This window comes from Klebsiella sp. YJ, from assembly GCF_002108615.1.
In the GTDB taxonomy this organism is placed as follows: domain Bacteria; phylum Pseudomonadota; class Gammaproteobacteria; order Enterobacterales; family Enterobacteriaceae; genus Klebsiella; species Klebsiella planticola.
The window spans coordinates 116,161-138,128 of sequence record NZ_MTEG01000016.1 but is presented as its reverse complement, the minus strand read 5'-3'; the positions used below and the strand labels follow the sequence as shown (position 1 = coordinate 138,128).

Annotated in this window: 18 protein-coding genes; 11 read left to right on the top strand and 7 right to left on the bottom strand. The window is 54.2% G+C overall.

From position 1 onward, the window contains the following. Positions 1-158 precede the first annotated feature (158 nt). Positions 159-1,169: a quinone-dependent dihydroorotate dehydrogenase gene (gene pyrD / locus BV390_RS18035; RefSeq protein WP_004860131.1), complete on the top strand. Its 1,011-nt coding sequence runs from the start codon at positions 159-161 to the stop codon at positions 1,167-1,169. A 167-nt stretch (positions 1,170-1,336) separates the two neighbouring features. Then, a complete protein-coding gene (gene zapC, locus BV390_RS18030) occupies positions 1,337-1,879 on the top strand; it encodes a cell division protein ZapC (protein ID WP_004860132.1) in 543 nt (180 codons plus the stop codon). A gap of 6 nt (positions 1,880-1,885) precedes the next feature. On the opposite strand, the gene BV390_RS18025 is transcribed toward zapC, so the two are convergent. Next, positions 1,886-2,995, bottom strand: coding sequence for a YcbX family protein (locus BV390_RS18025; protein WP_085397172.1), 1,110 nt, complete (start codon positions 2,993-2,995; stop codon positions 1,886-1,888). A 98-nt stretch (positions 2,996-3,093) separates the two neighbouring features. On the opposite strand from BV390_RS18025, the gene rlmKL reads away from it, so the two are divergent. The 6 genes from rlmKL (at position 3,094) to rmf (ending at position 11,012) form a co-directional block, all read left to right on the top strand. Further along, positions 3,094-5,199, top strand: a complete 2,106-nt coding sequence (gene rlmKL / locus BV390_RS18020; RefSeq protein WP_032688503.1) for a bifunctional 23S rRNA (guanine(2069)-N(7))-methyltransferase RlmK/23S rRNA (guanine(2445)-N(2))-methyltransferase RlmL — start codon at positions 3,094-3,096, stop codon at positions 5,197-5,199. Between the two features lie 12 nt (positions 5,200-5,211). Then, positions 5,212-7,119, top strand: coding sequence for an ABC transporter ATP-binding protein (locus tag BV390_RS18015; protein ID WP_032688502.1), 1,908 nt, complete (start codon positions 5,212-5,214; stop codon positions 7,117-7,119). Between the two features lie 14 nt (positions 7,120-7,133). Further along, complete coding sequence (gene pqiA, locus BV390_RS18010; RefSeq protein ID WP_032688501.1) at positions 7,134-8,402, top strand: membrane integrity-associated transporter subunit PqiA; 1,269 nt, start codon at positions 7,134-7,136, stop codon at positions 8,400-8,402. Then, positions 8,392-10,029 (top strand): intermembrane transport protein PqiB, encoded by a 1,638-nt coding sequence (gene pqiB / locus BV390_RS18005; RefSeq protein WP_032688500.1) that lies wholly within the window; start codon positions 8,392-8,394, stop codon positions 10,027-10,029. Before pqiA ends, pqiB begins: the two co-directional genes overlap by 11 nt. Next, on the top strand, positions 10,029-10,589 hold the full coding sequence (gene pqiC, locus BV390_RS18000; protein WP_032688499.1) for a membrane integrity-associated transporter subunit PqiC: 561 nt from the start codon (positions 10,029-10,031) through the stop codon (positions 10,587-10,589). Before pqiB ends, pqiC begins: the two co-directional genes overlap by 1 nt. Before the next feature lie 255 nt (positions 10,590-10,844). Next, on the top strand, positions 10,845-11,012 hold the full coding sequence (gene rmf / locus BV390_RS17990; RefSeq protein ID WP_004871568.1) for a ribosome modulation factor: 168 nt from the start codon (positions 10,845-10,847) through the stop codon (positions 11,010-11,012). 66 nt (positions 11,013-11,078) lie between these two features. On the opposite strand, the gene fabA is transcribed toward rmf, so the two are convergent. Both fabA and BV390_RS17980 read right to left on the bottom strand, forming a co-directional pair. Next, positions 11,079-11,597: a bifunctional 3-hydroxydecanoyl-ACP dehydratase/trans-2-decenoyl-ACP isomerase gene (fabA, locus tag BV390_RS17985; protein WP_004860150.1), complete on the bottom strand. Its 519-nt coding sequence runs from the start codon at positions 11,595-11,597 to the stop codon at positions 11,079-11,081. A gap of 69 nt (positions 11,598-11,666) precedes the next feature. Then, a complete protein-coding gene (locus tag BV390_RS17980) occupies positions 11,667-13,424 on the bottom strand; it encodes an AAA family ATPase (RefSeq protein WP_085397171.1) in 1,758 nt (585 codons plus the stop codon). A 185-nt stretch (positions 13,425-13,609) separates the two neighbouring features. Here BV390_RS17980 and matP point away from each other — a divergent pair, with 185 nt between their 5' ends. Further along, positions 13,610-14,062, top strand: coding sequence for a macrodomain Ter protein MatP (matP, locus tag BV390_RS17975; RefSeq protein WP_004860155.1), 453 nt, complete (start codon positions 13,610-13,612; stop codon positions 14,060-14,062). A 105-nt stretch (positions 14,063-14,167) separates the two neighbouring features. On the opposite strand, the gene ompA is transcribed toward matP, so the two are convergent. After that, positions 14,168-15,238 (bottom strand): porin OmpA, encoded by a 1,071-nt coding sequence (gene ompA, locus BV390_RS17970; protein ID WP_032688496.1) that lies wholly within the window; start codon positions 15,236-15,238, stop codon positions 14,168-14,170. Positions 15,239-15,590: 352 nt separating this feature from the next. Further along, positions 15,591-16,100: an SOS-induced cell division inhibitor SulA gene (sulA, locus tag BV390_RS17965; protein WP_032688495.1), complete on the bottom strand. Its 510-nt coding sequence runs from the start codon at positions 16,098-16,100 to the stop codon at positions 15,591-15,593. Positions 16,101-16,552: 452 nt separating this feature from the next. Here sulA and BV390_RS17960 point away from each other — a divergent pair, with 452 nt between their 5' ends. Beyond that, on the top strand, positions 16,553-17,176 hold the full coding sequence (locus BV390_RS17960) for a TfoX/Sxy family DNA transformation protein (protein ID WP_032688494.1): 624 nt from the start codon (positions 16,553-16,555) through the stop codon (positions 17,174-17,176). On the opposite strand, the gene yccS is transcribed toward BV390_RS17960, so the two are convergent. Beyond that, positions 17,164-19,299 carry a YccS family putative transporter gene (gene yccS / locus BV390_RS17955; RefSeq protein ID WP_032700361.1) on the bottom strand — a complete coding sequence of 712 codons (2,136 nt, stop codon included), beginning with the start codon at positions 19,297-19,299 and terminating at the stop codon, positions 17,164-17,166. The two genes, BV390_RS17960 and yccS, sit on opposite strands and share 13 nt — an antisense overlap. Positions 19,300-19,316: 17 nt before the next feature. After that, entirely contained in the window at positions 19,317-19,763 is a 447-nt protein-coding gene (locus BV390_RS17950) for a YccF domain-containing protein (RefSeq protein WP_004860167.1), read from the bottom strand. A 122-nt stretch (positions 19,764-19,885) separates the two neighbouring features. On the opposite strand from BV390_RS17950, the gene helD reads away from it, so the two are divergent. Further along, on the top strand, positions 19,886-21,940 hold the full coding sequence (helD, locus tag BV390_RS17945; protein WP_032695677.1) for a DNA helicase IV: 2,055 nt from the start codon (positions 19,886-19,888) through the stop codon (positions 21,938-21,940). Positions 21,941-21,968: the final 28 nt, after the last annotated feature.

Below are 21,968 nucleotides of genomic sequence, written 5' to 3'. Positions count from 1 at the left end.
TTTTTCCACCCTTGTTTTGTCAGAAATTGCATAACGCGGGGGCGAAAAGTAAACGTTTGCGTTGGATGCGAGATTTTTTGTCGTAGGTCAATTCCCTTTCAGGCGTCAATCGAACATAATACGCCCCCGGTTTGCACACCGGGAATCCAGGAGAGTTCATGTACTACCCCTTCGTTCGTAAAGCCCTTTTTCAGCTCGATCCTGAGCGCGCTCATGAAGTTACTTTTCAACAATTACGTCGCGTATCAGGTACGCCGCTGGAAATGCTGGTCCGTCAGAAGGTGCCGTCCAAACCGGTCACCTGCATGGGTCTCACGTTTAAAAATCCGCTGGGTCTGGCCGCTGGGCTGGACAAGAACGGCGAGTGCATTGATGCGCTCGGCGCCATGGGTTTTGGCTCCATTGAAATTGGTACCGTAACGCCGCGTCCGCAGCCGGGGAACGATAAGCCGAGGATCTTCCGTCTGGTGGATGCCGAAGGTTTGATCAACCGCATGGGCTTTAATAACCACGGCGTTGATAACCTGGTTGAGAACGTTAAAAAGGCGCATTTTGACGGTATTCTCGGTATTAATATCGGTAAGAATAAAGATACGCCGGTTGAGCAGGGTAAAGATGATTATCTGATTTGTATGGAAAAAGTCTATCCGTATGCCGGGTATATCGCCATTAATATCTCTTCACCGAATACCCCAGGGCTGCGTACCTTACAATACGGCGATGCCCTGGATGATTTACTCTCTGGTATTAAAAATAAGCAGCTTGAGCTGCAGCAAAAGCATCAGAAATATGTCCCAGTCGCTGTGAAGATCGCCCCGGATCTTTCTCTTGAGGAATTGATCCAGGTGGCCGATAGTTTAGTTCGTCATAATATTGATGGGGTCATTGCCACCAATACTACTCTCGATCGTTCGCTGGTCCAGGGAATGAAATTCTGTGATGAAACCGGTGGCCTCAGCGGTCGTCCATTACAATTAAAGAGTACGGAAATTATCCGTATGCTGGCGACAGAATTAAACGGTCGTTTGCCGATTATCGGAGTCGGAGGGATTGACTCGGTGATCGCCGCACGGGAAAAAATCGCCGCCGGTGCAAGCCTTGTCCAGATTTATTCCGGATTTATTTTTAAAGGCCCTCCGCTGATTAAAGAAATTGTTACCCATATCTAATCTTTTCCTCCTCTGATCCCCCCCAGGGCTTTATTTCCGGCCCTGGTTGTTTTATATTCCTTCATTGTTGCTTATTTAGACATTTTAGTCTTTTCTTAATTTTGGAAATTATTCTGTTGCAGGATGCTATTGCATAAGAGATGCACGGGAAAGAGGACGGGGGAACGATGCGAATTAAACCTGACGATAACTGGCGTTGGTATTACGATGAAGAGCACGATCGTATGATGCTCGATTTGGCCAATGGTATGTTGTTCCGTTCGCGGTTTGCGCGTCGGATGTTGACGCCCGATGCCTTCTCACCTTCCGGATTCTGTGTCGACGATGCCGCACTGTATTTCTCTTTTGAAGAAAAATGTCGCGATATCGAGTTATCGAAAGAGCAGCGCGCGGAATTAGTTCTCAATGCGCTGGTCGCCATTCGTTTCCTGAAACCGCAGATGCCAAAGAGCTGGCACTTCACAACGCATGAAGTCTCCTGGCAGCCTGCCACCGGCGATGCCGCCAGCGCCTGGCTCAGCGATAGCGGACAGCAGGTTAATCTGCTGGTGGTTGAGCCGGGTGAAAATGCCGCGCTCTGTCTGTTGGCTCAGCCGGGCGTGACGGTCGCCGGGCGAGTCATGCAGCTGGGGGATGTGATTAAAATCATGAACGACAGGCTGCAACCGGCACAGGGTATGACCAGCTACAGCCTGGGTCAGGCGGTTTAAAGCGCGCTAAGGCGCCAGCCGTAAGGCCGTTTTCGGTATACAGCTACAGCACAGAATCGTGCCATCGTCAGCGACCGCGTTTTTCTTCAACGGGCTGACCTCGCCTTCTTCCAGTCTGATGCGGCAGCTGCCGCAAATCCCCGCCCGACAAGAGTAGGGGATTCGAATGCCTTTTTGCTCCAGCTGCTCCAGCAATACCTGCTGATTATTGCCGCTAAACCGCTGCCCCTGCCATTCAATTTCAATGACGGCATCCGGCTGTGCGACAACCGCGGGCGTATCGTCGCTCTCGCCTGCGCCATAGGCTTTTGCCGGGCCGCGAGTCAGCACTTCCACTTCATCGCCCACGCGCACTACGCCGCTGTTGCGGGCAATCAGGTTTTGTCCAAAATCGACATCGCCGCTATTCAGCGCGGTGCGGAACCGCTGCAGCGTGGCCAGCGGTTCACCGGAAGGATGCTTTTGCCCCCGTTCCGGACTGACGGTAGTCAGCACGCAGCGGCTGCAGGGTTTTGCTACGTCAAAAACCACGTCACCGATGCGAATCACTTTCCAGGTATCCTCTTCCCAGGCCGCCGCACCGGTCACCACCAGGTTAGGGCGAAACTGTTCCATTCGCACGCTGGCCGGACAGCGTTTTTGCAGATCGCGCAGTGAGGCTTCGTTAGCCAGCAGATAGGGGAAACCATCGGCGAAGGTGAGTGGGACGGCATCGTGGCGCTTCACCCGCCGGGTGAGGCGGGGTCCTAACCAGCGGAGCTGAACATCGCGGTTAAAGAAACCGCTGAGCCACTGGTTGACCGATGGTGGAGCGATCAGCGCGGTGAAGTGATTCCCCCATACCTCGGTAGGCTCCTCCTGCGCCGAAAAATCGCTGAAGCGCACCACCGCGCTGCTGCCGTCTACCGCCGTCAGATGAATACCGTCGTACAGCTGAGATGGCGTAAACTTCACCATCTGCGGAAACTGGCGGGCGGTAATAAAGGTGCCATCGGTTTCCGTCACCATAAAGGCGCGATCGAAGGCCAGGCCGCTGATATCGGCAAACGCGTGCGTCAGACCAATTCCACGCATGGATTTGACGGGATGAATAAAAAGTCGCGATAGCGTTAGCATGCGCTGCCTCTGGGCTTAAAAATAAGCCTTTAACTTTATGACATGAGGCGCATATTGGCTATAATGCGCAACAATTTTCTTTTAGTAAAAGTGACGATATGAATTCTCTGTTTGCCAGTACGGCTCGTGGCCTTGAAGAGCTGTTAAAAACTGAACTGGAAGCACTTGGCGCGGTGGACTGCCAGGTAGTCCAGGGCGGGGTCCATTTTCAGGGAGATACGCGCCTGCTGTATCAAAGCCTGATGTGGAGCCGACTGGCTTCGCGCATCATGCTGCCGCTGGGCCAGTGTAGCGTGTATAGCGACCTGGATCTGTACCTCGGTGTGCAGGCCATTCCGTGGACGGAGATTTTCACCCCTGACGCCACCTTCGCCGTCCATTTTAGCGGGCTGAACGATGAGATTCGCAACAGTCAGTACGGGGCGTTAAAGGTTAAAGATGCGATCGTCGATAGCTTCACGCGTAAAAATCTGCCGCGACCCAACGTCGATCGCGAAAACCCCGATCTGCGGATTAATGTCTGGCTGAATAAAGAAACGGCGCACATTTCACTCGATCTTAGCGGCGAAGGTCTGCATCTGCGCGGCTACCGCGACGGCACCGGCATGGCGCCGATCAAAGAGACGCTCGCTTCGGCGATCGTCATGCGCTCTGGCTGGGTTCCGGGGACGCCGCTGCTCGATCCAATGTGCGGTTCCGGTACCCTGCTGATTGAAGCCGCCATGCTGGCGACCGATCGTGCGCCGGGCCTGCATCGCGGTCACTGGGGCTTCAACGGCTGGCTGCAGCATGATGACGCGGTCTGGAAAGAGGTGAAGGCCGAAGCCCAGACCCGAGCACGTAAAGGGCTGGCGGCCTATGAGTCGCGTTTCTATGGTTCTGACGTCGATGCCCGCGTCATTGAACGCGCGCGCAGCAACGCCCGTCGCGCGGGCGTCGGCGAACTGATCGCATTTGAAGCGAAAGATGTCGCCCAACTCAGCAATCCGCTGCCAAAAGGCCCGTACGGAACCGTTATCAGCAACCCGCCGTACGGCGAACGTCTTGAAAGCGAGCCGGCGCTGATTGCCCTGCATAGCCTGCTTGGGCGGACGATGAAAACCCAGTTTGGCGGCTGGAACCTGTCGCTGTTCAGCGCTTCGCCGGAGCTTCTGAGCTGCCTGCAATTGCGCGCAGATAAGCAGTTTAAAGCCAAGAATGGCCCGCTGGACTGCGTACAGAAGAACTACCATCTGGCGGAAAACGACGGCAGCGGCGCGGTCTCCCTGGCGGAAGATTTCGCTAACCGTCTGCGCAAAAATCTGAAGAAATACGAGAAATGGGCGCGTCAGGAAGGGATTGAGTGTTACCGCCTGTATGATGCCGATTTGCCGGAGTATAACGTCGCGATCGACCGCTACGGCGAGTGGGTTGTGGTACAGGAGTATGCGCCGCCGAAGACGGTTGATGCGCATAAAGCGCGTCAGCGTCTGTTCGATATTATCGCGGCAACGATCTCCGTGCTTGGCATTGCGCCGAATAAGCTGGTGTTGAAAACCCGCGAGCGGCAGAAAGGGAAAAACCAGTATCAGAAAATGGCCGAGAAGGGCGATTTCCTTGAGGTTCAGGAGTATAACGCGCGTCTGTGGGTCAACCTGACCGACTATCTGGATACCGGTCTGTTCCTTGACCACCGTATTGCGCGTCGCATGCTGGGCCAGATGAGTAAAGGCAAGGACTTCCTCAACCTCTTCGCCTACACCGGCAGCGCCAGCGTTCATGCCGGCCTTGGCGGGGCGCGTTCGACGACCACCGTCGATATGTCGCGTACTTATCTCGAATGGGCCGAACGTAACCTGCGCCTCAACGGCTTAACCGGACGCGCGCATCGCCTGATGCAGGCTGACGTGCTGGGCTGGCTGCGCGAGAGCGATGAACAGTTCGATCTGATCTTTATCGATCCGCCGACGTTCTCTAACTCAAAACGCATGGAAGATGCCTTTGACGTGCAGCGCGACCATCTGCGTCTGATGACCGATCTCAAACGTCTGCTGCGAAAAGGCGGCACGATTATGTTCTCGAATAACAAACGCGGTTTCCGTATGGATCATGACGGGCTGGCGCAACTGGGGCTGAAAGCGCAAGAAATTACCCAAAAAACGCTGTCTCAGGATTTCGCCCGTAACCGTCAGATCCACAACTGCTGGCTGATTACTGCAGCCTGAAAGGAATAAAGAATGTCATTAATTAGTATGCATGGTGCCTGGCTCTCCTTCAGCGACTCTCCGCTGCTGGATAATGCCGAGTTGCATATCGAAGATAACGAGCGCGTCTGTCTGGTCGGGCGTAACGGCGCGGGCAAATCCACCCTGATGAAAATCCTTAACCGGGAGCAGGGGCTGGATGACGGGCGCATTATTTATGAGCAGGATCTGGTGGTCGCGCGACTGCAGCAGGATCCGCCGCGCAATGTGACCGGAACCGTCTATGATTTCGTTGCGGAAGGTATCGCCGAGCAGGCGGCCTACCTCAAAGGCTATCACGATGTTTCGCAGTTGGTAATGACCGACCCGAGCGACAAGAACCTGAATGAACTGGCGCGTCTGCAGGAGCAACTGGATAATTTAGGGCTGTGGCAGCTCGATAGCCGTATTAACGAAGTGCTGGAGCAGCTTAATCTCGATCCCAACGCCGAGCTCTCCTCGCTTTCCGGCGGCTGGCTGCGTAAAGCGGCTCTCGGCCGTGCCCTGGTCAGCGGGCCGCGCGTGCTGCTGCTCGATGAACCGACCAACCACCTGGATATTGAAACCATTGACTGGCTGGAAGGTTTCCTCAAGACCTTCAAAGGGACCATTATTTTCATCTCGCACGACCGTTCCTTTATTCGCAACATGGCGACGCGGATTGTCGATCTCGATCGCGGCAAGCTGGTGACCTACCCGGGGAACTACGATCAGTATCTGCTGGATAAAGAAGAAGCGCTGCGCGTCGAAGAGCTCCAGAATGCGGAATTCGATCGTAAACTGGCGCAGGAAGAGGTGTGGATCCGTCAGGGGATCAAAGCGCGTCGTACCCGTAACGAAGGGCGGGTGCGGGCACTGAAAGCCATGCGCCGCGAACGTGGCGAGCGCCGTGAAGTGATGGGCAGCGCGAAGATGCAGGTCGAAGAGGCTGCTCGCTCGGGTAAGATTGTCTTCGAAATGGAGAACGTCAACTACCAGGTTGATGGCAAGGTCCTGATTAAAGATTTCAGCGCCCAGATCCAGCGCGGTGACAAAATCGCCCTGATTGGTCCAAACGGCTGTGGGAAAACCACGCTGCTGAAATTGATGCTTGGTCAGCTGAAGGCGGATAGCGGGCGTATTCACGTCGGGACCAAGCTGGAAGTGGCCTACTTCGACCAGCACCGTGCGGAGCTTGACCCGGATAAAACGGTGATGGACAATCTTGCGGAAGGCAAGCAGGAAGTGATGGTCAACGGCAAGCCGCGTCACGTTCTGGGCTACCTGCAGGACTTCATGTTCCATCCGAAACGCGCGATGACACCGGTGCGCGCGCTGTCCGGCGGTGAGCGTAACCGCCTGCTGCTGGCGCGTCTGTTCCTGAAACCGAGCAACCTGCTGATCCTTGATGAACCGACAAACGATCTGGATGTCGAGACCCTCGAGCTGTTGGAAGAGCTGGTCGACGGTTATCAGGGCACCGTGATGCTGGTCAGCCACGACCGTCAATTCGTCGATAATACCGTTACCGAGTGCTGGATCTTCGAAGGGGAAGGGCGCATCGGGCAATATGTCGGCGGCTATCACGACGCCCGCGGTCAGCAAGCGCAGTATCTGGCGCAAAAGCAGCAGATTAGCAAAAAAGCGGTAGAAGCTGCTCAACCGAAAGCAGAAAGTGTCAAACGAGCGTCAGGCAAACTAAGCTATAACCTGCAGCGCGAACTGGAACAGTTGCCGCAACGGCTCGAAGAACTGGAAACCCAACTGCAAACGCTGCAGGAACAGGTTGCCGATCCTTCTTTCTTTGGCCAGTCCCATGATCATACGCAGCAGGTGCTGGCACAGCTGGCCGAGGCGGAACAGGCGCTGGAAACAGCCTTTGAACGCTGGGAATATCTCGAAGGATTAAAAAACGGCGCATAAGCTGAGGAGTTTTCATGTGCGATCATCATCATGCTGCGCGGCATATTCTGTGCCCACAATGTGATTTGCTGGTGGCTTTGCCGCAGCTGGAGCATCGCCAGAAAGCCGTATGCCCGCGCTGTGGCACGACGCTGACAACTTCGTGGGACGCGCCCCGGCAGCGTCCTACAGCCTATGCGCTGGTGGCGTTATTTATGCTGCTGTTGGCCAACCTGTTTCCCTTCGTGGATATGCAGGTGAGCGGTCTCAGCAGCGAAATCAAGCTGCTGGAAATCCCCGGGGTGCTGTTTAGCGAAGATTACGCCAGCCTCGGCACCTTCTTTTTACTCTTCGTACAGTTGGTGCCCGCTTTTTGTCTGGTCACCATTCTGCTACTGGTCAACCGCATCCATATGCCGCGCGCGTTAAAGGCGTTTCTGGCGCGCATTCTGTTTCACCTCAAAACCTGGGGAATGGCGGAGATTTTCCTCGCCGGGGTGCTGGTGAGCTTCGTCAAGCTGATGGCATACGGTGATATCGGCGTCGGCTTAAGCTTCGCTCCCTGGTGTCTGTTCTGCATGCTGCAGCTGCGAGCGCTGCAGTGCGTAGACCGACGCTGGTTGTGGGACGATATTGCCCCGATGCCGGCGGTGACGCAGCCGCTGAAGATCGGCGTGACGGGGATCCGCCAGGGACTCCGTTCATGTTCGTGCTGTACCGCGGTTTTGCCCGCTGATGAAGCCGTTTGTCCCCGCTGTCAGACAAAAGGTACCGCGCGACGCAAACATAGCCTGCAGTGGACGCTGGCCCTGCTGCTGACCTCATGCGTCCTTTATCTGCCCGCTAATATCATGCCGATCATGATTACCGATTTACTGGGCGATAAATTGCCGTCAACGATCATGGCAGGGGTGATCCTGCTGTGGAGTGAAGGTTCATACCCGGTGGCGCTGGTGATATTTATTGCCAGTATTATGGTACCGACGCTGAAAATGCTCGCCATTGCCTGGCTGTGCTGGAACGCTAACGGTAACGGGCAGCGTGATTCGGAGCGCATGCACCTGATTTACGAAATTGTGGAGTTTGTTGGCCGCTGGTCAATGATTGATGTTTTTGTCATCGCTGTGCTCTCGGCGCTGGTGCGCATGGGAGGGTTGATGAGTATCTATCCTGCGATCGGGGCGGTGATGTTTGCGCTCGTTGTTGTCATGACAATGTTCTCAGCCATGACCTTTGACCCTCGTTTGTTGTGGGACCGTGAACCAGATTCAAGCCATGAGGAAATGCAGCAGCATGGAAAATAAGAGCGGAGAAGCGAAAGTGCAAAAGGTGAAGAACTGGTCACCCGTGTGGATCTTCCCCATCGTCACTGTGCTAATCGGCGCGTGGATTCTTTTTTATCACTACAGCCATCAAGGGCCGGAGGTGACGCTGATCACCACCAACGCTGAAGGGATTGAAGGGGGGAAAACCCGGATTAAAAGCCGCAGCGTGGATGTGGGGGTAGTCGAGAGCGCCACGTTGACCGACGATCTGACGCACGTAGAGATTAAAGCCCGGCTGAACGCCGGCATGAAGAAACTGTTGCATGAAGATTCCGTTTTTTGGGTCGTCAAACCGCAGGTAGGACGTGAAGGGATCAGTGGACTCGGCACGCTGCTGTCAGGAGCGTATATTGAACTGCAGCCGGGGACGAAAGGTGGGGAACCCGCCCGTTTCCCGCTGCTGGATTCTCCGCCGCTGGCTTCACCGGATGCAAAAGGGATCCGTATTCTGCTGGAGAGTAATAAAGCGGGTCAGCTGTCGCCTGGCGATCCGGTACTTTTCCGTGGCTATCGCGTTGGTTCGGTGGAAACCAGTTCCTTTGATGCCCAAAAGCGCAGGATCACCTATCAGCTGTTTATCAATGCGCCCAACGATCGTCTGGTCACAACCAACGTCCGCTTCTGGAAAGACAGCGGTATTGCGGTCGATCTTTCTTCATCCGGGATGCGCGTGGAGATGGGATCGCTGGCGACCCTGTTCGGCGGCGGCGTCAGCTTTGATATCCCGGAAGGTCTGGATATGGGCGAGCCGGTGGCGAACAAAACGGGCTACCATCTCTTTGACGATCAGAAGAGCATTCAGGATTCAGTCTTTACCCAGCATATTGACTACGTCATGTTCTTTAAAGACTCCGTGCGCGGGCTGCAGCCGGGAGCTCCGGTCGAGTTCCGTGGAATTCGCCTGGGTACCGTCGGGAAAGTGCCGTTCTTTATTCCAGGGCTGTATCAGCACCTGAATGAAGACTACCGCATCCCGGTGGAAGTCCGTATTGAACCAGAACGGCTGATCAGTCAGCTCGGCGGCGATCCAAATATCCGTACGCATATTGATGATCTGATTAATCGCGGCTTGCGGGGATCGCTGAAAACAGGGAACCTGGTGACCGGTGCGCTGTATATCGATCTCGACTTCTATCCGAAGGCGCCTCCGCGCGGCAAGATTCAGGAGTTTGGAAGCTATCCGATCATTCCAACAATCAGCGGTGGTCTGGCGCAGATCCAGCAGCGTCTGATGGAAGCGCTGGATAAGATTAACAACCTGCCGATAAACCCGCTGCTGGAACAAGCGACCACCACGCTGGCGCAAAGTGAAAAAACGATGCAGCACGTTCAGACCACGCTGGATAGCCTGAACAAGATAGCGGCAAGCCCATCAATGCAGCAGCTTCCTGGCGATATGCAGAATACGCTGCGCGAACTGAACCGCAGTATGCAGGGCTTCCAGCCTGGCTCGGCGGCATACAATAAAATGGTGGCCGATATGCAGCGACTGGATCAGGTTCTTCGCGAACTGCAGCCGGTACTGAAAACGCTCAATGATAAGAGCAATGCGCTGGTATTCGAGGCCAAGGATAAGAAAGATCCTCAGCCGAAGGGAGCAAAATAATGAAAAAATGGCTAATTGTGGCTGCGGCCTGCGCGTTGGCGGCTTGCAGCAGTGGGGAAAATAAAACCTACTATCAGCTTCCGGTTGTACAAAGCGGCGCACAAAGCGCCGCCCACCAAAGCAAAAACCTGTTGTGGGTTGAACAGGTCAGCATCCCGGATTATCTGGCGGGCAACGGGGTGGTCTATCAGACCAGTGACGTGCAGTATGTCATTGCCAATAACAATCTGTGGGCCAGCCCGCTCGATCAGCAGCTGCGTACCACGCTGGTGGCGAATCTGAGTGCTCAGCTTCCGGGCTGGGTGGTTGCTTCGCAGCCTCTGGGCAGCGAACAGGATACGCTCAATGTGGCGGTTAATGGCTTCCATGGCCGTTACGATGGCCGGGTCATCGTTAGCGGTGAGTGGTTGCTGAAGCACCAGGGTCAGCTGATTAAGCGCCCGTTCAACATTGAGCTTAAGCAGCAGCAGGATGGCTATGATGCGATGGTGAAGACTCTGGCTCAGGCCTGGTCTCAGGAAGCCACGGCAATTGCCAGCGAACTGAATCGCCTGCCATAAGTAAAATGAATGAAAATGAAGCGCCGCGGTGGACTGAAAAACCCCCGCGGTTTTTTATTTGTCTCGTCAGATCGTTACTTGTGCCGGTTCACATTTTTTGTACAAATGAATTTTCATGTAGCTCACAATTATGACAATGGCGTGAATTTTGCGCATTGACGTTGCCTCTGATTCGCGGTATTCGTTAACCGTGGTTGCATATTTAGTGACCACTGTTTTCTTTTCCACCAGATCAAATAATGAGGGAAACGAGGCATGAAGAGACAAAAACGAGATCGCCTGGAACGGGCACATCAACGTGGATACCAGGCCGGGATAACCGGAAGATCGAAAGAAATGTGTCCCTACCAGACCTTGAACCAAAGGTCCTACTGGCTAGGAGGCTGGCGAGAAGCCATGGAGGACAGGGTACAAACTGCCTGACTGTCTCTTTAAAAAAAGAAGCCTCCGCAGAGCGGGGGCTTCGCCTTTTTCAAGCATTGCTGCTTATCAGAATGCGGACGTATCCTGGAACAGACCCACTTTCAGATCGTTTGCGGTGTAGATCAGACGATCGTCAACCAGCACTTCACCATCCGCCAGGCCCATAATCAGACGACGGTTAACAACGCGTTTGAAGTGAATACGGTAAGTGACTTTCTTTGCCGTCGGCAGTACCTGGCCGGTGAATTTCACCTCGCCAACTCCCAGCGCGCGGCCTTTGCCTTCGCCACCGAGCCAGCCCAGATAGAAGCCTACCAGCTGCCACATGGCATCCAGCCCCAGACAGCCAGGCATAACCGGATCGCCGATAAAGTGGCAACCGAAGAACCACAGGTCCGGGTTAATATCGAGTTCTGCTTCAACATAACCTTTATCGTAGTTACCACCCGTCTCAGTCATTTTGATGACGCGGTCCATCATCAGCATATTCGGCGCGGGTAACTGTGGGCCTTTTGCGCCAAACAGTTCACCACGGCCAGAGGCAAGAAGGTCTTCTTTCGTATAGGATTCGCGTTTATCTACCATGTTTTCAGTAAGCCTTATTTTGAGTTCGGGACGCAGGATAGCTAACACGTGTAAGCTGAACAAGTCCGATCAGTTAGAACCTGAACCACCTAACCAGCGTAGCGGCCACGGAAAACGATGACGACTCTCTTGCTGCGTCGCCTGCGCGATCCGTTCCTGGATGGTTTGCCGTAAAGTTTGCCCTTCGCCATCCCATAGCAGCTGGGTCAGAACCGGCAGCGCTTCCGTGACATCTTCCACAGCCCAGATGAAAAACTGCTCGTCAGCGACGGCCTGCCGGAGTTCTGCTGCCAGACTCAGGTGGCGGATATTTGCCGCAGGAATAATGACCCCTTGCTTACCGGTTAATCCGCGCTGCTGGCAAATGGTGAAAAAGCCTTCGATCTTCTCATTAAGGCCGCCTACCGGCTGCACGCGACCAAACTGATCGACGGAACCGGTAATGGCAATGCTCTGATTAATCGGTACGCCGGCGAGAGCACTGATTAGCGCACATAGCTCGGCCATCGAGGCGCTGTCGCCGTCGACTTCACTGTAGGATTGTTCGAAGGTCAGCGAAGCCGTGAAGGGGAGCTGCTGTTCGAGCTCCAGCTCGGACATCAGGAACGCCTGCATGATCATCATGCCTTTGGCATGGATGTTGCCACCCAGCTCCGCCTTACGTTCAACGTCGATGAACTCACCGTCACCGATGTGTACGACGCAGCTGATGCGAGACGGTTCGCCAAACGGACGCGGATGTCCGGGGAATTCGATGACCGACAAGGCGTTAATCTGGCCGATGCATTCGCCTTCGGTTTCAATCATTATCTGCTCTTGCAGGATTTCATCCTGAATCCGCTCGGCGAGATAGCCTTCACGCCACTCGCGCCGGGCCAGCATGGTTTGCATCTCTTCCGCGGTGATCTGCCCACCTTCGCAGAACGCCGCTGCTTCTCGCAGCTGACGGGCTATCCAGAGCGGGCACAGCGGTAATGTCTCCTGATCGCCGGTATAACGCGCGGCTTCCTGAATCAACAGGGGCCAGGCGTCAGCGGTCAGTTCCGGTAGTCCGAGCTGCTGCGCGTTTTTCCCGACCCACTGACACCACAGCTTGAGCGTATCCGCATCGGCAATCTGTAGATTCTCTTCGTATTCGCTGTAAATCGCCTGAGCGGAGAGTTCGGGCTCCATCTCCTGGAAATCGGCCAATGAATCACGCTCCCCAACCAGAATCACCTTCAGGCTGAGCGGCATAGAGGGAATCGCGACCGGCAGAGGACGAGACTCATCAATGGACAGCCAGTCAAAGCGCTGGCGGGTGACCATGCTTTTCAGGCGCATCCAGAGCAGCGGTTGAGCGAGTAACGCGCGCAGAGAGATAATCAGTACGCCGCCGTTGGCACGGTGCACCAGACCTGGCTGGAGAGTGATTTCGCCGTTAAATTGCCGTACGCAGCCAAAGAGCTGCTCTGCTTCTATCCAGTCGGCAGATTCAACCGGTGCGGAGCTGGCAAAATTATCGTCAGCATCTTTAGCCGGGGTGAGGGTGACGTTGCCGCCATTGACCTGATAGCGCACACCGTAGAGCGGTGCGGCAGGCTCATGTAAGGTTCGCGTTTCCGTCGCCAGCCACTGCAGGTACTCCGGTTCTTCCGGGGCTTTCACCAGCATGAATGGCGAGATGGTCGGAGTCACCAGAAGCTGCTCCAGACCATAGAATAAACGGGGCTGCAGTTCGCCGGAGAGGCCATCTTCTGCCTGAGCTAAATCGGCTTGTGCAAACAGCGCCTGATAACTTTCCGTATCAGGAGCAAGGTCGTTTCGGGTAAGTTTCGTAATGGTCAAAGTCGCTGTTTTTTAGTCAGATGTAAAACGCGCGATTATACCTGATGCTGCGTCTGAGCACACGGGGGATTGCGTTTGCCGTGATGATTACCGGGTTACCTGCATCACGAATGATGATTTATTCTCAGCACATTGGGAAAAAACTGATATCCTGAAATGAGTTACACGGTCACATTGAGATCGCAATGAAATATCAACAACTGGAAAATCTTGAAAGCGGCTGGAAATGGAAATATCTGGTAAAAAAGCACCGGGAAGGTGAGCTGATTACCCGCTACATTGAAGCCAGCGCAGCGAAAGCCGCGGTCGATGTCTTACTGACGCTCGAAAATGAACCTGTTCTGGTGCATACCTGGATTGAGCAGCATATGAATCCGGAGTTAATGAACCGGATGAAGCAGACAATCCGCGCGCGTCGGAAACGGCACTTCAACGCTGAGCATCTGCACACGCGTAAAAAATCGATCGATCTGGAGTTTATCGTCTGGCAGCGCCTGGCGGGACTCGCGCAGCGGCGTGGAAAAACCCTGTCTGAAACCATCGTACAGTTGATTGAAGACGCCGAGCATAAAGAGAAGTACGCCAGTAAAATGTCCAGCCTGAAGCATGATTTACAGGTGCTGTTGGGGAAAGAGTAGCTGCAGAGGACAGGGCGAGACAGTATCGGGCAGGCTATGTGTTGATGCCAGAAATAAGTCCAAAAAAAACCCCGCAAAAGCGGGGTTTTTTATCGGTAGTAAAACTTAAGCCTGCGGCTGAGTTACTACGTCTTTGTAACCTTTAACTTCGATCTCTACGCGACGATCTGGGCCCAGGCAGTCGATCAGTGCAGCGCGAGCTTTCACGTTGTCACAGGTATTGCCGGTAACCGGGTTGGATTCACCCATACCACGTGCGGAGATTTTGCCAGCCGGGATACCTTTAGATACCAGGTAATCAACAACGGACTGAGCACGTTTCTCAGACAGCTGCTGGTTGTAAGCGTCAGAACCGATACGGTCGGTGTAGCCCAGAACCACTGCAGAACCGTCTTTCGGATCCATGTTGCTCAGCTGAGTGTACAGCTGATCCAGAGCCTGCTGACCTTCCGGTTTCAGGGTAGATTTGTTGAAGTTGAACAGAACGTCAGACTTCAGAGTGAAGTGCTTAGTCGTCACTTCCGGAGCCGGTGCCGGTGCCGGAGCAACAACCGGAGCTGCTTCTTCCTGACCGAAACGGTAAGAAACACCCAGGCTCAGCATGCCGTTGTCAGGACGCGCGCCAACGGTACCTGCGTCACCGATGTTGTTAACCCACTGGTATTCCAGACGGGTAGCGATGTCACGAGTAACAGCCCACTCTAAACCACCAGCAAATACCGGGGATACGCCAGTGTCGTGTTCGCTGCGGGAAACGCCGGTAGAACCGTAGTTGCCGTCAGCATCTGCACGCCAGACCATACCACCCAGACGGGTATAGATATCCAGATCGTCAGTGATCGGGTAACCCAGTTTAGCAGTCAGCTGAACGCCCTGAGCTTTGAAAGCGCCGTTGTCTACGCTGCCTTTATAAGCCATACGGCCCAGCCAGTCGTAACCCATTTCAAAACCGAGGTACGGGTTAACCTGATAACCACCGAACGCACCAGCACCCAGCTGATCGTTACGGGTCGGGCCGTTGTTGTTCTGGAAACCGTTACCGTAGAAACCGGTATCGTGATACTGGGACCAGCCCAGTTTACCACCTGCATACCAGGTGTTATCTTTCGGTGCGGCCTGCGCTACGGTAGCGAAGCCAGCCAGTGCCACTGCAATCGCGATAGCTGTCTTTTTCATTTTTTGCGCCTCATTATCATCCAAAATTCGCCATGAAGTTACAAAAGACCTCACGGTTAAATCCTTCACCCGGGGCGTGACTTGTTGTTAACTATGCTGATACATGCAGCGTAAGCCGATCACCCCTGGCGATGTAAAGTCTACAACTTAGTTCGAAACTTACAAGTGTGAACTCCGTCAGGCATATGAAAAAAAAGGGTTGTGTACACAAGATTTAACAAATATGGTTAATTTTTATTCGCCAAATAAAGCCGCGAAACCGCATCAGACAGGCATTCCGCTACAAATCACCCTGTTTTAAAAAGGGTATTGTTGTAAGCAAAAAAAATTCCAGGATTAATCCTAATTTGGCTTAATGATACAAATTCGAGTGAATTTTTAGCCCGCTGAGTTGTCTCCCAGCCTGGTTCGTATTTCCAACCGGCCGCATGATAAACCCCATTGCATTACCCTCTTGTGCGGCAATGGCCAGGCGTTCATGCTCTTCTGCCGCCAGCTCATCTGCCAGCCAGCCAATCACCACACTGTAATTCCCAGTGCGCAGCGCGCGGATCATCGACTCGACGGTGTTGAAAGGGGAGAGCTGATTAATCTGCATAACCTTCGACAGCGGTAATCCGGAAGACTGAACCCATTCGCGACTCAATTTCTGCTTCGGCGTCAGCCAGAGCTGCCAGCGAGACTGCTGGCCGAGCTGCTGTAATAAAGGTAGCAGGAGTAATTGTGTCATCATCGGTTGATCTTCACGGTAGACAATTTCACTGATCAGCCCGCTGGCCGGTTGTTCGACAACGTCATGTGAAGGGCGACGTACTGAAGCAGAAGTCAGTGATGAACGATTTGCGTAAGCTGAAGTAAACATAGTCTATCCCGCCTGTGGGTTACTGTATGAATATACAGTATATCCAGCAGGGGAAAAGATCAACCTCATTTATCGCTTCATTGGTTGAAAATTGTACATGATTTTTGTCGATTCCGCGCCTGAGCGTTCTGGTGGGGAGAGCGCGATTCTTATCACCAATCGTCGTGGCGCAAGCCAATCGCCTGGCCCAGCGCTATATGCACATTGCCCAATTTACCATGCGGCTTGCCAAACTATTCACCGGCATTTCAGTGAGCAGGGCTGGCGTATTTATTACTTATATATCGGGTATTCCCGCCAGACTGTTTTCTGAAAGCCCCTCGCAAAATGATGATTAAATGTTGAACAGTGTAAAAATCATCTTGCTGCAATATACGAAGTCACTTATTTTCTATATTAACGGATCCGTTAACAAATAATCTTCTATTTACATGATTAACAAAGGAATAATCATGAAGAAAATGTCATCTTTACGGTTCCATCAACTCCAGGAATGTTTATCTCCACTCGGCAAAATAAGCTGTCGCCCGCTGTTTGGCGGCTATAGCCTTGCCATAGACGATACCGTTTTTGCCATGGTCGCCGAGGGCGAAATCTATCTTAAAATTTGTGAGCAGAGCGCGGAATATCGCGTTGTGCATGCCACTCCACTCTTGACGATGCGGAAAAATGGTCGCCCGGTCTTACTGAAATATTATCAGGTTGACGAGACCCTCTGGGGGGATAGCAAAACGCTTTTCAATCTATCGGCGTCCTCATTACAAAGTGCACGCAATGAAAAGCGTCTACAGCATGCGTCCGGAAGATTAAAAGATCTCCCGAATATCAGTTTTCATATGGAGCTGCTGTTGATTAACGCAGGCGTGAGCGATGAAAAAATGCTCCGTCAGTTTGGTGCGGAGAAAGTCTGGTTGAAATTGCGGGAATCAAACAAAGCACTTACGTTGAATGTTCTCTATGCGCTGGAAGGGGCTATTGCCGGGGTGCATTCCGCAGCGCTCCCGACGCAGCGGCGTCAGGAGCTTAAGGTATGGGCCGGCAGCCAGCACAAAAATATCGATCTTTACTCGGGTTGAACCGCAACCTGCTTTTGCAACCTGCAGATTTCCGGCAACAGCGCCAGCAGCAGACCAATTTGCTGCAGCACCAGCGGCTCTTTGCTGTCAGCCCGGGGCTCAAGATGTTGGATCCGGGTCTGCAAACTATTAAGCGCCTGCTGCACCCGCTGTTCGTCGGCAGGCGTGTGGTGCAGCGCATCATCAACGTAGCAGACGGCATCATCAAGCAGGGCGAGAATTTCCGCAGTCGTGAGTTTTTCCCGGTGCGCACCGAGTGCGGAAATATAGCTGGTAAAGGTATGGTTCAGGCAAAGTAAACGGAATGCCGTTTCGCGCATGGCTGAGTTAGCCCGCGGTTCCGTCGACAGGTTTGATACCACAGATGCCAGTTCACCATCCCGGCTATGGGCATCGCGGCGGGCAACGCGATAGGCCAGGCGGTTATCGCGTCCCTGGTGATATTGCTCGAGGATGGCATCGAGGTAGCGGCAGTTGGCGTTGATAGCCTGATCCAGCGCCCGTGGCAGATTGCGGAACTTCCAGTCTGGCCAGATAAAGCTCACCGCCGCCCAGGCGATAGCACAGCCAATCAGCGTATCGAAAATACGCGGCAGCGCGACCTCGAAACCTTCGCCTAGCAGGTTAAAGCACAGCAGAACCAGCAGGGTGATGAACATCGTCGCGTGGGCATACTGCACGTTGCGAAAAGCAAAGAACAGCACGCCGGTCAGAACAATGAGCAGCAGTTGGCCTTCAACCGATGGCACGAGCAGTAATATCGGCAGGCCTATGGCCACCCCGATCAGGGTACCGATAATCCTCAGCGCGAGTCGATGACGGGTGGCGTTATAGTTCGGCTGGCAGACAAACAGGCTGGTCAGGAGTATCCAGTAACCGTGGTTTAAGCCGGTGAACTGGATAAACGCATAGCCGGTACAGAGGACCAATGACATCCTGACCGCATGACGGAACAGAGCCGATTCTGGAGACATGTTGCGGCGCAGCCGCAGCCAAATATCGCTGAAACTGTTAAGTCCGTCGTCTGCGAGCAGGTTTTCGGTTGCGCTGTTCGCCGGGGCACTGGTTTGCGCCGACTCAATGGTTGCCAGCTGAGCGTCGATAGCGCGGAGATTGTTAAGCAGAAAGCCCAGCGCTTTCATCTGTTCAGCCGGAGCGCCGCTGGCCTGCACGCGGTCGAGGGCGGCATCAAGGTGCATAAATGCCCGCTCGAAATGGGCATCGTGCTGGTAGGGCTCGCGTAAAAGAATCGCGCGGGACAGTTTCTGGCATGCCTGCGCCTGCATCGACAGCATGCGCTGGAAGCGGAACATCACATCGCTATAGCGAAAATGATCGCGCAGCGTTTGGTACTGAATGTGCGATGAACTGGCGCGCTCGTGAATATCCTGAGCAACAAAGTAGTATTGCAATGTGCGACGGGTGCCGCGCTGGCCGCGGTCGCCGCGCAGACGCGTCAGCAGAGAGACCTTGGTCTGATTGAGCGTCGTCACCAGTTGACCATTGGCAATGGCTAAATCATATAGCGGCGCCTGGCTCTCATCTTCAATATCCGGGTCAAACAGACGGGATTTAAGATCCAGGTAATGCGCCAGCTGTTCATAGCTGCGCGCAAGATTATCCTGAAGAGGGCGAATCGGGAAAATCAGGTGTCCGCAGAGGGTCAGCAGGTTGTACCAGACTGCACCGGTCAGCAGAAAGAACGGCTGCAGATACCAGCGATCGTAGAGCGTTACCCCCAGCATGGTATAAATGGCGATCAGCAAGGCGCCAAATGCGATGGTGGCGTAACGCTGCCCCAGACCGCCGAGCAAGATAAATCCGGTGGTCGATACGGTTAACCCAAGCGCAAACAGCCAGGGCCAGGGGAACAGTAGCTCCACCGAAGCGGAAGCAATAAAGAAACACACTAGCGTGATGGCCAGATTGCGCAACCGGCCGGCCAGACGATCGTCGAGGTCGGTCAATGCCGCGGCCACCACGCCCAGCGTCAGGGGAATGGTCAGTTTGACTTCGCCAAGCCACCATGGAACGGCGGTTGTGCCGCAGAGTGCGATAAAAATCCTGGCGTTATATAGCCAGGCACTGTTCCATGTATAACGGCGTAGCAAGGGGCTAAGCATGGTCGTGTTCCGTCCGGTTACTGAAAGCGACGACGCGCATTCGCTTCACGCGCGGCGCGAGCCGTTTCGACGGAAACCACTCGACGTCCCACCGGCCATAATGCAATGGCGGCAATTTTAAAATTGGCGATACCGACCGGGATGCCGATGATGGTCAGGCATTGGGCGATGCCGCTGAAAATATGCATCAGGCACAGCCACCAGCCAAAAAAGATAAACCACAAAATATTCAGAATCGTGCCACCGGCATTCAGCAGGCTATTTTTGCCTTGCGGTTCAAGTTCATCGACATGAATGGCTTCATTACCGTAAGGCAGCAAGGAGAGTCGGGTAATCTCCCAGCATGAGCGGGTTAATGGCAGGGTGAAGATCAGGATGATGCTGACCAGAGTTGCCAGCAGCCAGCCCAGCGTGGTGGCGAAACCGCCAAGGATAAAGTTCAAAATATTCAGAATGGTACGCATAAACCCTCAGTTCAGTCCTGGAGATAATAAGTCCTGACCATTGTAACGTTTTTTACGCTGGAGCACCTGGTCGCTGGCGGTTAAACTTAAAAACATCCAACCTGATTGAAATTCGGCATGATATGGAACTTAAAGCGACAACATTGGGCAAACGTATGGCACAGCATCCTTACGACCGGGTGCAACTGCTAAACGCGGGAGTAAAAGTCTCGGGTGATAACCATGAGTATCTTATCCCTTTCAATCAGTTATTGTCAGTTCAATGTAAGCGCGGCCTGGTCTGGGGCGAACTGGAGTTCGTTTTACCGGACAGCAAAGTCGTGCGTTTACACGGCACCGAGTGGAATGAAACGCAGCGTTTTTATCATCATCTGAATACCCTGTGGCAGCAGTGGAGCGCGGAAATGAGCGGTATTGCCGCCGGTGTTCTCCAGCAGCAGCTGGAGGAGGTTGCCCGCGCCAGCGCCGAAGGCAAGTGGCTGACCCGCCAGCAGGTTACTGACATTCAGGTGAAGATTCGCCGTGCGTTGACCGGTCTGCCAATGCCGACCAGCCGTCTTGAGGCTTTCGAGAACTGTCGTGAGCTGTGGCGGCAGTGCCAAAGCTGGCTGGCCGATACCGAAGAGGCCCGGCTGGCTCATAATCAGGCTTTTACGGAATCGATGCTGGAGCAGTATCGCGGATTTTTTACCAGCGTCGAAACCTCTCCGCTGAATCCTGCGCAGGCGCGGGCGGTGGTCAACGGCGAGCGCGCTTTATTGGTGCTTGCCGGGGCCGGAAGCGGCAAAACGTCCGTGCTAGTGGCGCGAGCCGGATGGTTATTAACGCGGGGAGAAGCCGCCGCCGACCAGATTCTGCTGCTGGCATTTGGCCGCCAGGCGGCGCAGGAAATGGATGAGCGTATTCGTGAACGGCTGGGTTCAGAAGAGATTACGGCGCGCACCTTTCACTCTCTGGCACTGCATATTATTCAGCAGGGCAGCAAAAAAGTGCCGACCATCAGCAAGCTGGAGAGCGACAGCACGGCCCGCCAGACCTTGCTGCTGAAAAACTGGCGCCAGCAGTGTCAGGAGAAAAAAGCGCAGGCCAAGGGGTGGCGGCAGTGGCTGGAAGAAGAGATGGGCTGGCAGGTGCCGGACGGCGAATTCTGGCAGGATAAAAAAATTCAGCGACGGATGGCCAGTCGCCTCGATCGCTGGGTTAGTCTGATGCGAATGCACGGGGGATCGCAGGCGGAGATGATCGCCGGCGCGCCGGAAGAGGTGCGCGACCTGTTCGGTAAGCGCGTTAAGCTGATGGCGCCGTTGTTAAAAGCGTGGAAAACGGCGCTGAAAGACGAAGGCGCGGTCGATTTTTCCGGGTTGATACATCAGGCGATTAATATTCTGGATAAAGGACGCTTCGTCAGCCCGTGGAAACATATCCTGGTCGACGAGTTCCAGGATATCTCGCCGCAGCGCGCTGCCTTGCTTGCTGCGCTGCGTCGGCAGAACACGCAGGCGACGTTATTTGCCGTTGGCGATGACTGGCAGGCTATCTATCGCTTTAGCGGGGCACAACTCTCTTTGACCACCGCATTTAATCACTATTTTGGCGAAGGCGATTGCTGCGCGCTGGATACCACCTACCGGTTTAACGGGCGTATTGGGGAGGTGGCGAACGGCTTTATACAACAAAACCCGCATCAGTTGAGTAAACCATTGAACAGCCTGACGGCCGGAGACAAGAAAGCCGTAACGTTGCTGGCGGACGATAAGCTCGACGATCTCCTCGATAAGCTCAGCGGCTACGCGAAACCGGAGCAGCGGATTTTATTGCTGGCGCGCTACCATCATTTGAAACCTGAGGCGCTGGAAAAAGCGGCGACGCGCTGGCCGCATCTGCAGCTCGATTTTATGACCATCCATGCCAGTAAAGGTCAGCAGGCGGATTATGTCATTGTCCTGGGACTTCAGGATGGTGATGATGCGTTTCCGGCCCCGGCGCGTGAATCCATTATGGAGCAGGCGCTGCTGCCGCAGCCGGAGGATTTTCCGGATGCGGAAGAGCGACGTTTGCTCTATGTCGCTATCACGCGTGCTCGGCTTCGCGTCTGGCTATTGTTCAATAAAGCGCGGCCTTCGCCATTTGTCGAAATGTTAGAAGATCTGGATGTGCCGGTGGCGAGAAAACCGTAAGTGCCGGCGGGCGGGCCGCCGGCCGGGA

Excerpts from the sequence above, each read along its gene's own strand:
- BV390_RS18015 (WP_032688502.1), top strand. The coding sequence starts at position 5,212 with ATGTCATTAATTAGTATGCATGGTGCCTGGCTCTCCTTCAGCGACTCT.
- ompA (WP_032688496.1), bottom strand. The coding sequence starts at position 15,238 with ATGAAAAAGACAGCTATCGCGATTGCAGTGGCACTGGCTGGCTTCGCT.
- BV390_RS17960 (WP_032688494.1), top strand. The coding sequence starts at position 16,553 with ATGAAGAAAATGTCATCTTTACGGTTCCATCAACTCCAGGAATGTTTA.
- pyrD (WP_004860131.1), top strand. The coding sequence starts at position 159 with ATGTACTACCCCTTCGTTCGTAAAGCCCTTTTTCAGCTCGATCCTGAG.
- pqiB (WP_032688500.1), top strand. The coding sequence starts at position 8,392 with ATGGAAAATAAGAGCGGAGAAGCGAAAGTGCAAAAGGTGAAGAACTGG.
- pqiC (WP_032688499.1), top strand. The coding sequence starts at position 10,029 with ATGAAAAAATGGCTAATTGTGGCTGCGGCCTGCGCGTTGGCGGCTTGC.
- rlmKL (WP_032688503.1), top strand. The coding sequence starts at position 3,094 with ATGAATTCTCTGTTTGCCAGTACGGCTCGTGGCCTTGAAGAGCTGTTA.
- matP (WP_004860155.1), top strand. The coding sequence starts at position 13,610 with ATGAAATATCAACAACTGGAAAATCTTGAAAGCGGCTGGAAATGGAAA.
- yccS (WP_032700361.1), bottom strand. The coding sequence starts at position 19,299 with ATGCTTAGCCCCTTGCTACGCCGTTATACATGGAACAGTGCCTGGCTA.
- zapC (WP_004860132.1), top strand. The coding sequence starts at position 1,337 with ATGCGAATTAAACCTGACGATAACTGGCGTTGGTATTACGATGAAGAG.
- helD (WP_032695677.1), top strand. The coding sequence starts at position 19,886 with ATGGAACTTAAAGCGACAACATTGGGCAAACGTATGGCACAGCATCCT.
- BV390_RS17950 (WP_004860167.1), bottom strand. The coding sequence starts at position 19,763 with ATGCGTACCATTCTGAATATTTTGAACTTTATCCTTGGCGGTTTCGCC.
- pqiA (WP_032688501.1), top strand. The coding sequence starts at position 7,134 with ATGTGCGATCATCATCATGCTGCGCGGCATATTCTGTGCCCACAATGT.
- sulA (WP_032688495.1), bottom strand. The coding sequence starts at position 16,100 with ATGTTTACTTCAGCTTACGCAAATCGTTCATCACTGACTTCTGCTTCA.
- fabA (WP_004860150.1), bottom strand. The coding sequence starts at position 11,597 with ATGGTAGATAAACGCGAATCCTATACGAAAGAAGACCTTCTTGCCTCT.
- BV390_RS18025 (WP_085397172.1), bottom strand. The coding sequence starts at position 2,995 with ATGCTAACGCTATCGCGACTTTTTATTCATCCCGTCAAATCCATGCGT.
- rmf (WP_004871568.1), top strand. The coding sequence starts at position 10,845 with ATGAAGAGACAAAAACGAGATCGCCTGGAACGGGCACATCAACGTGGA.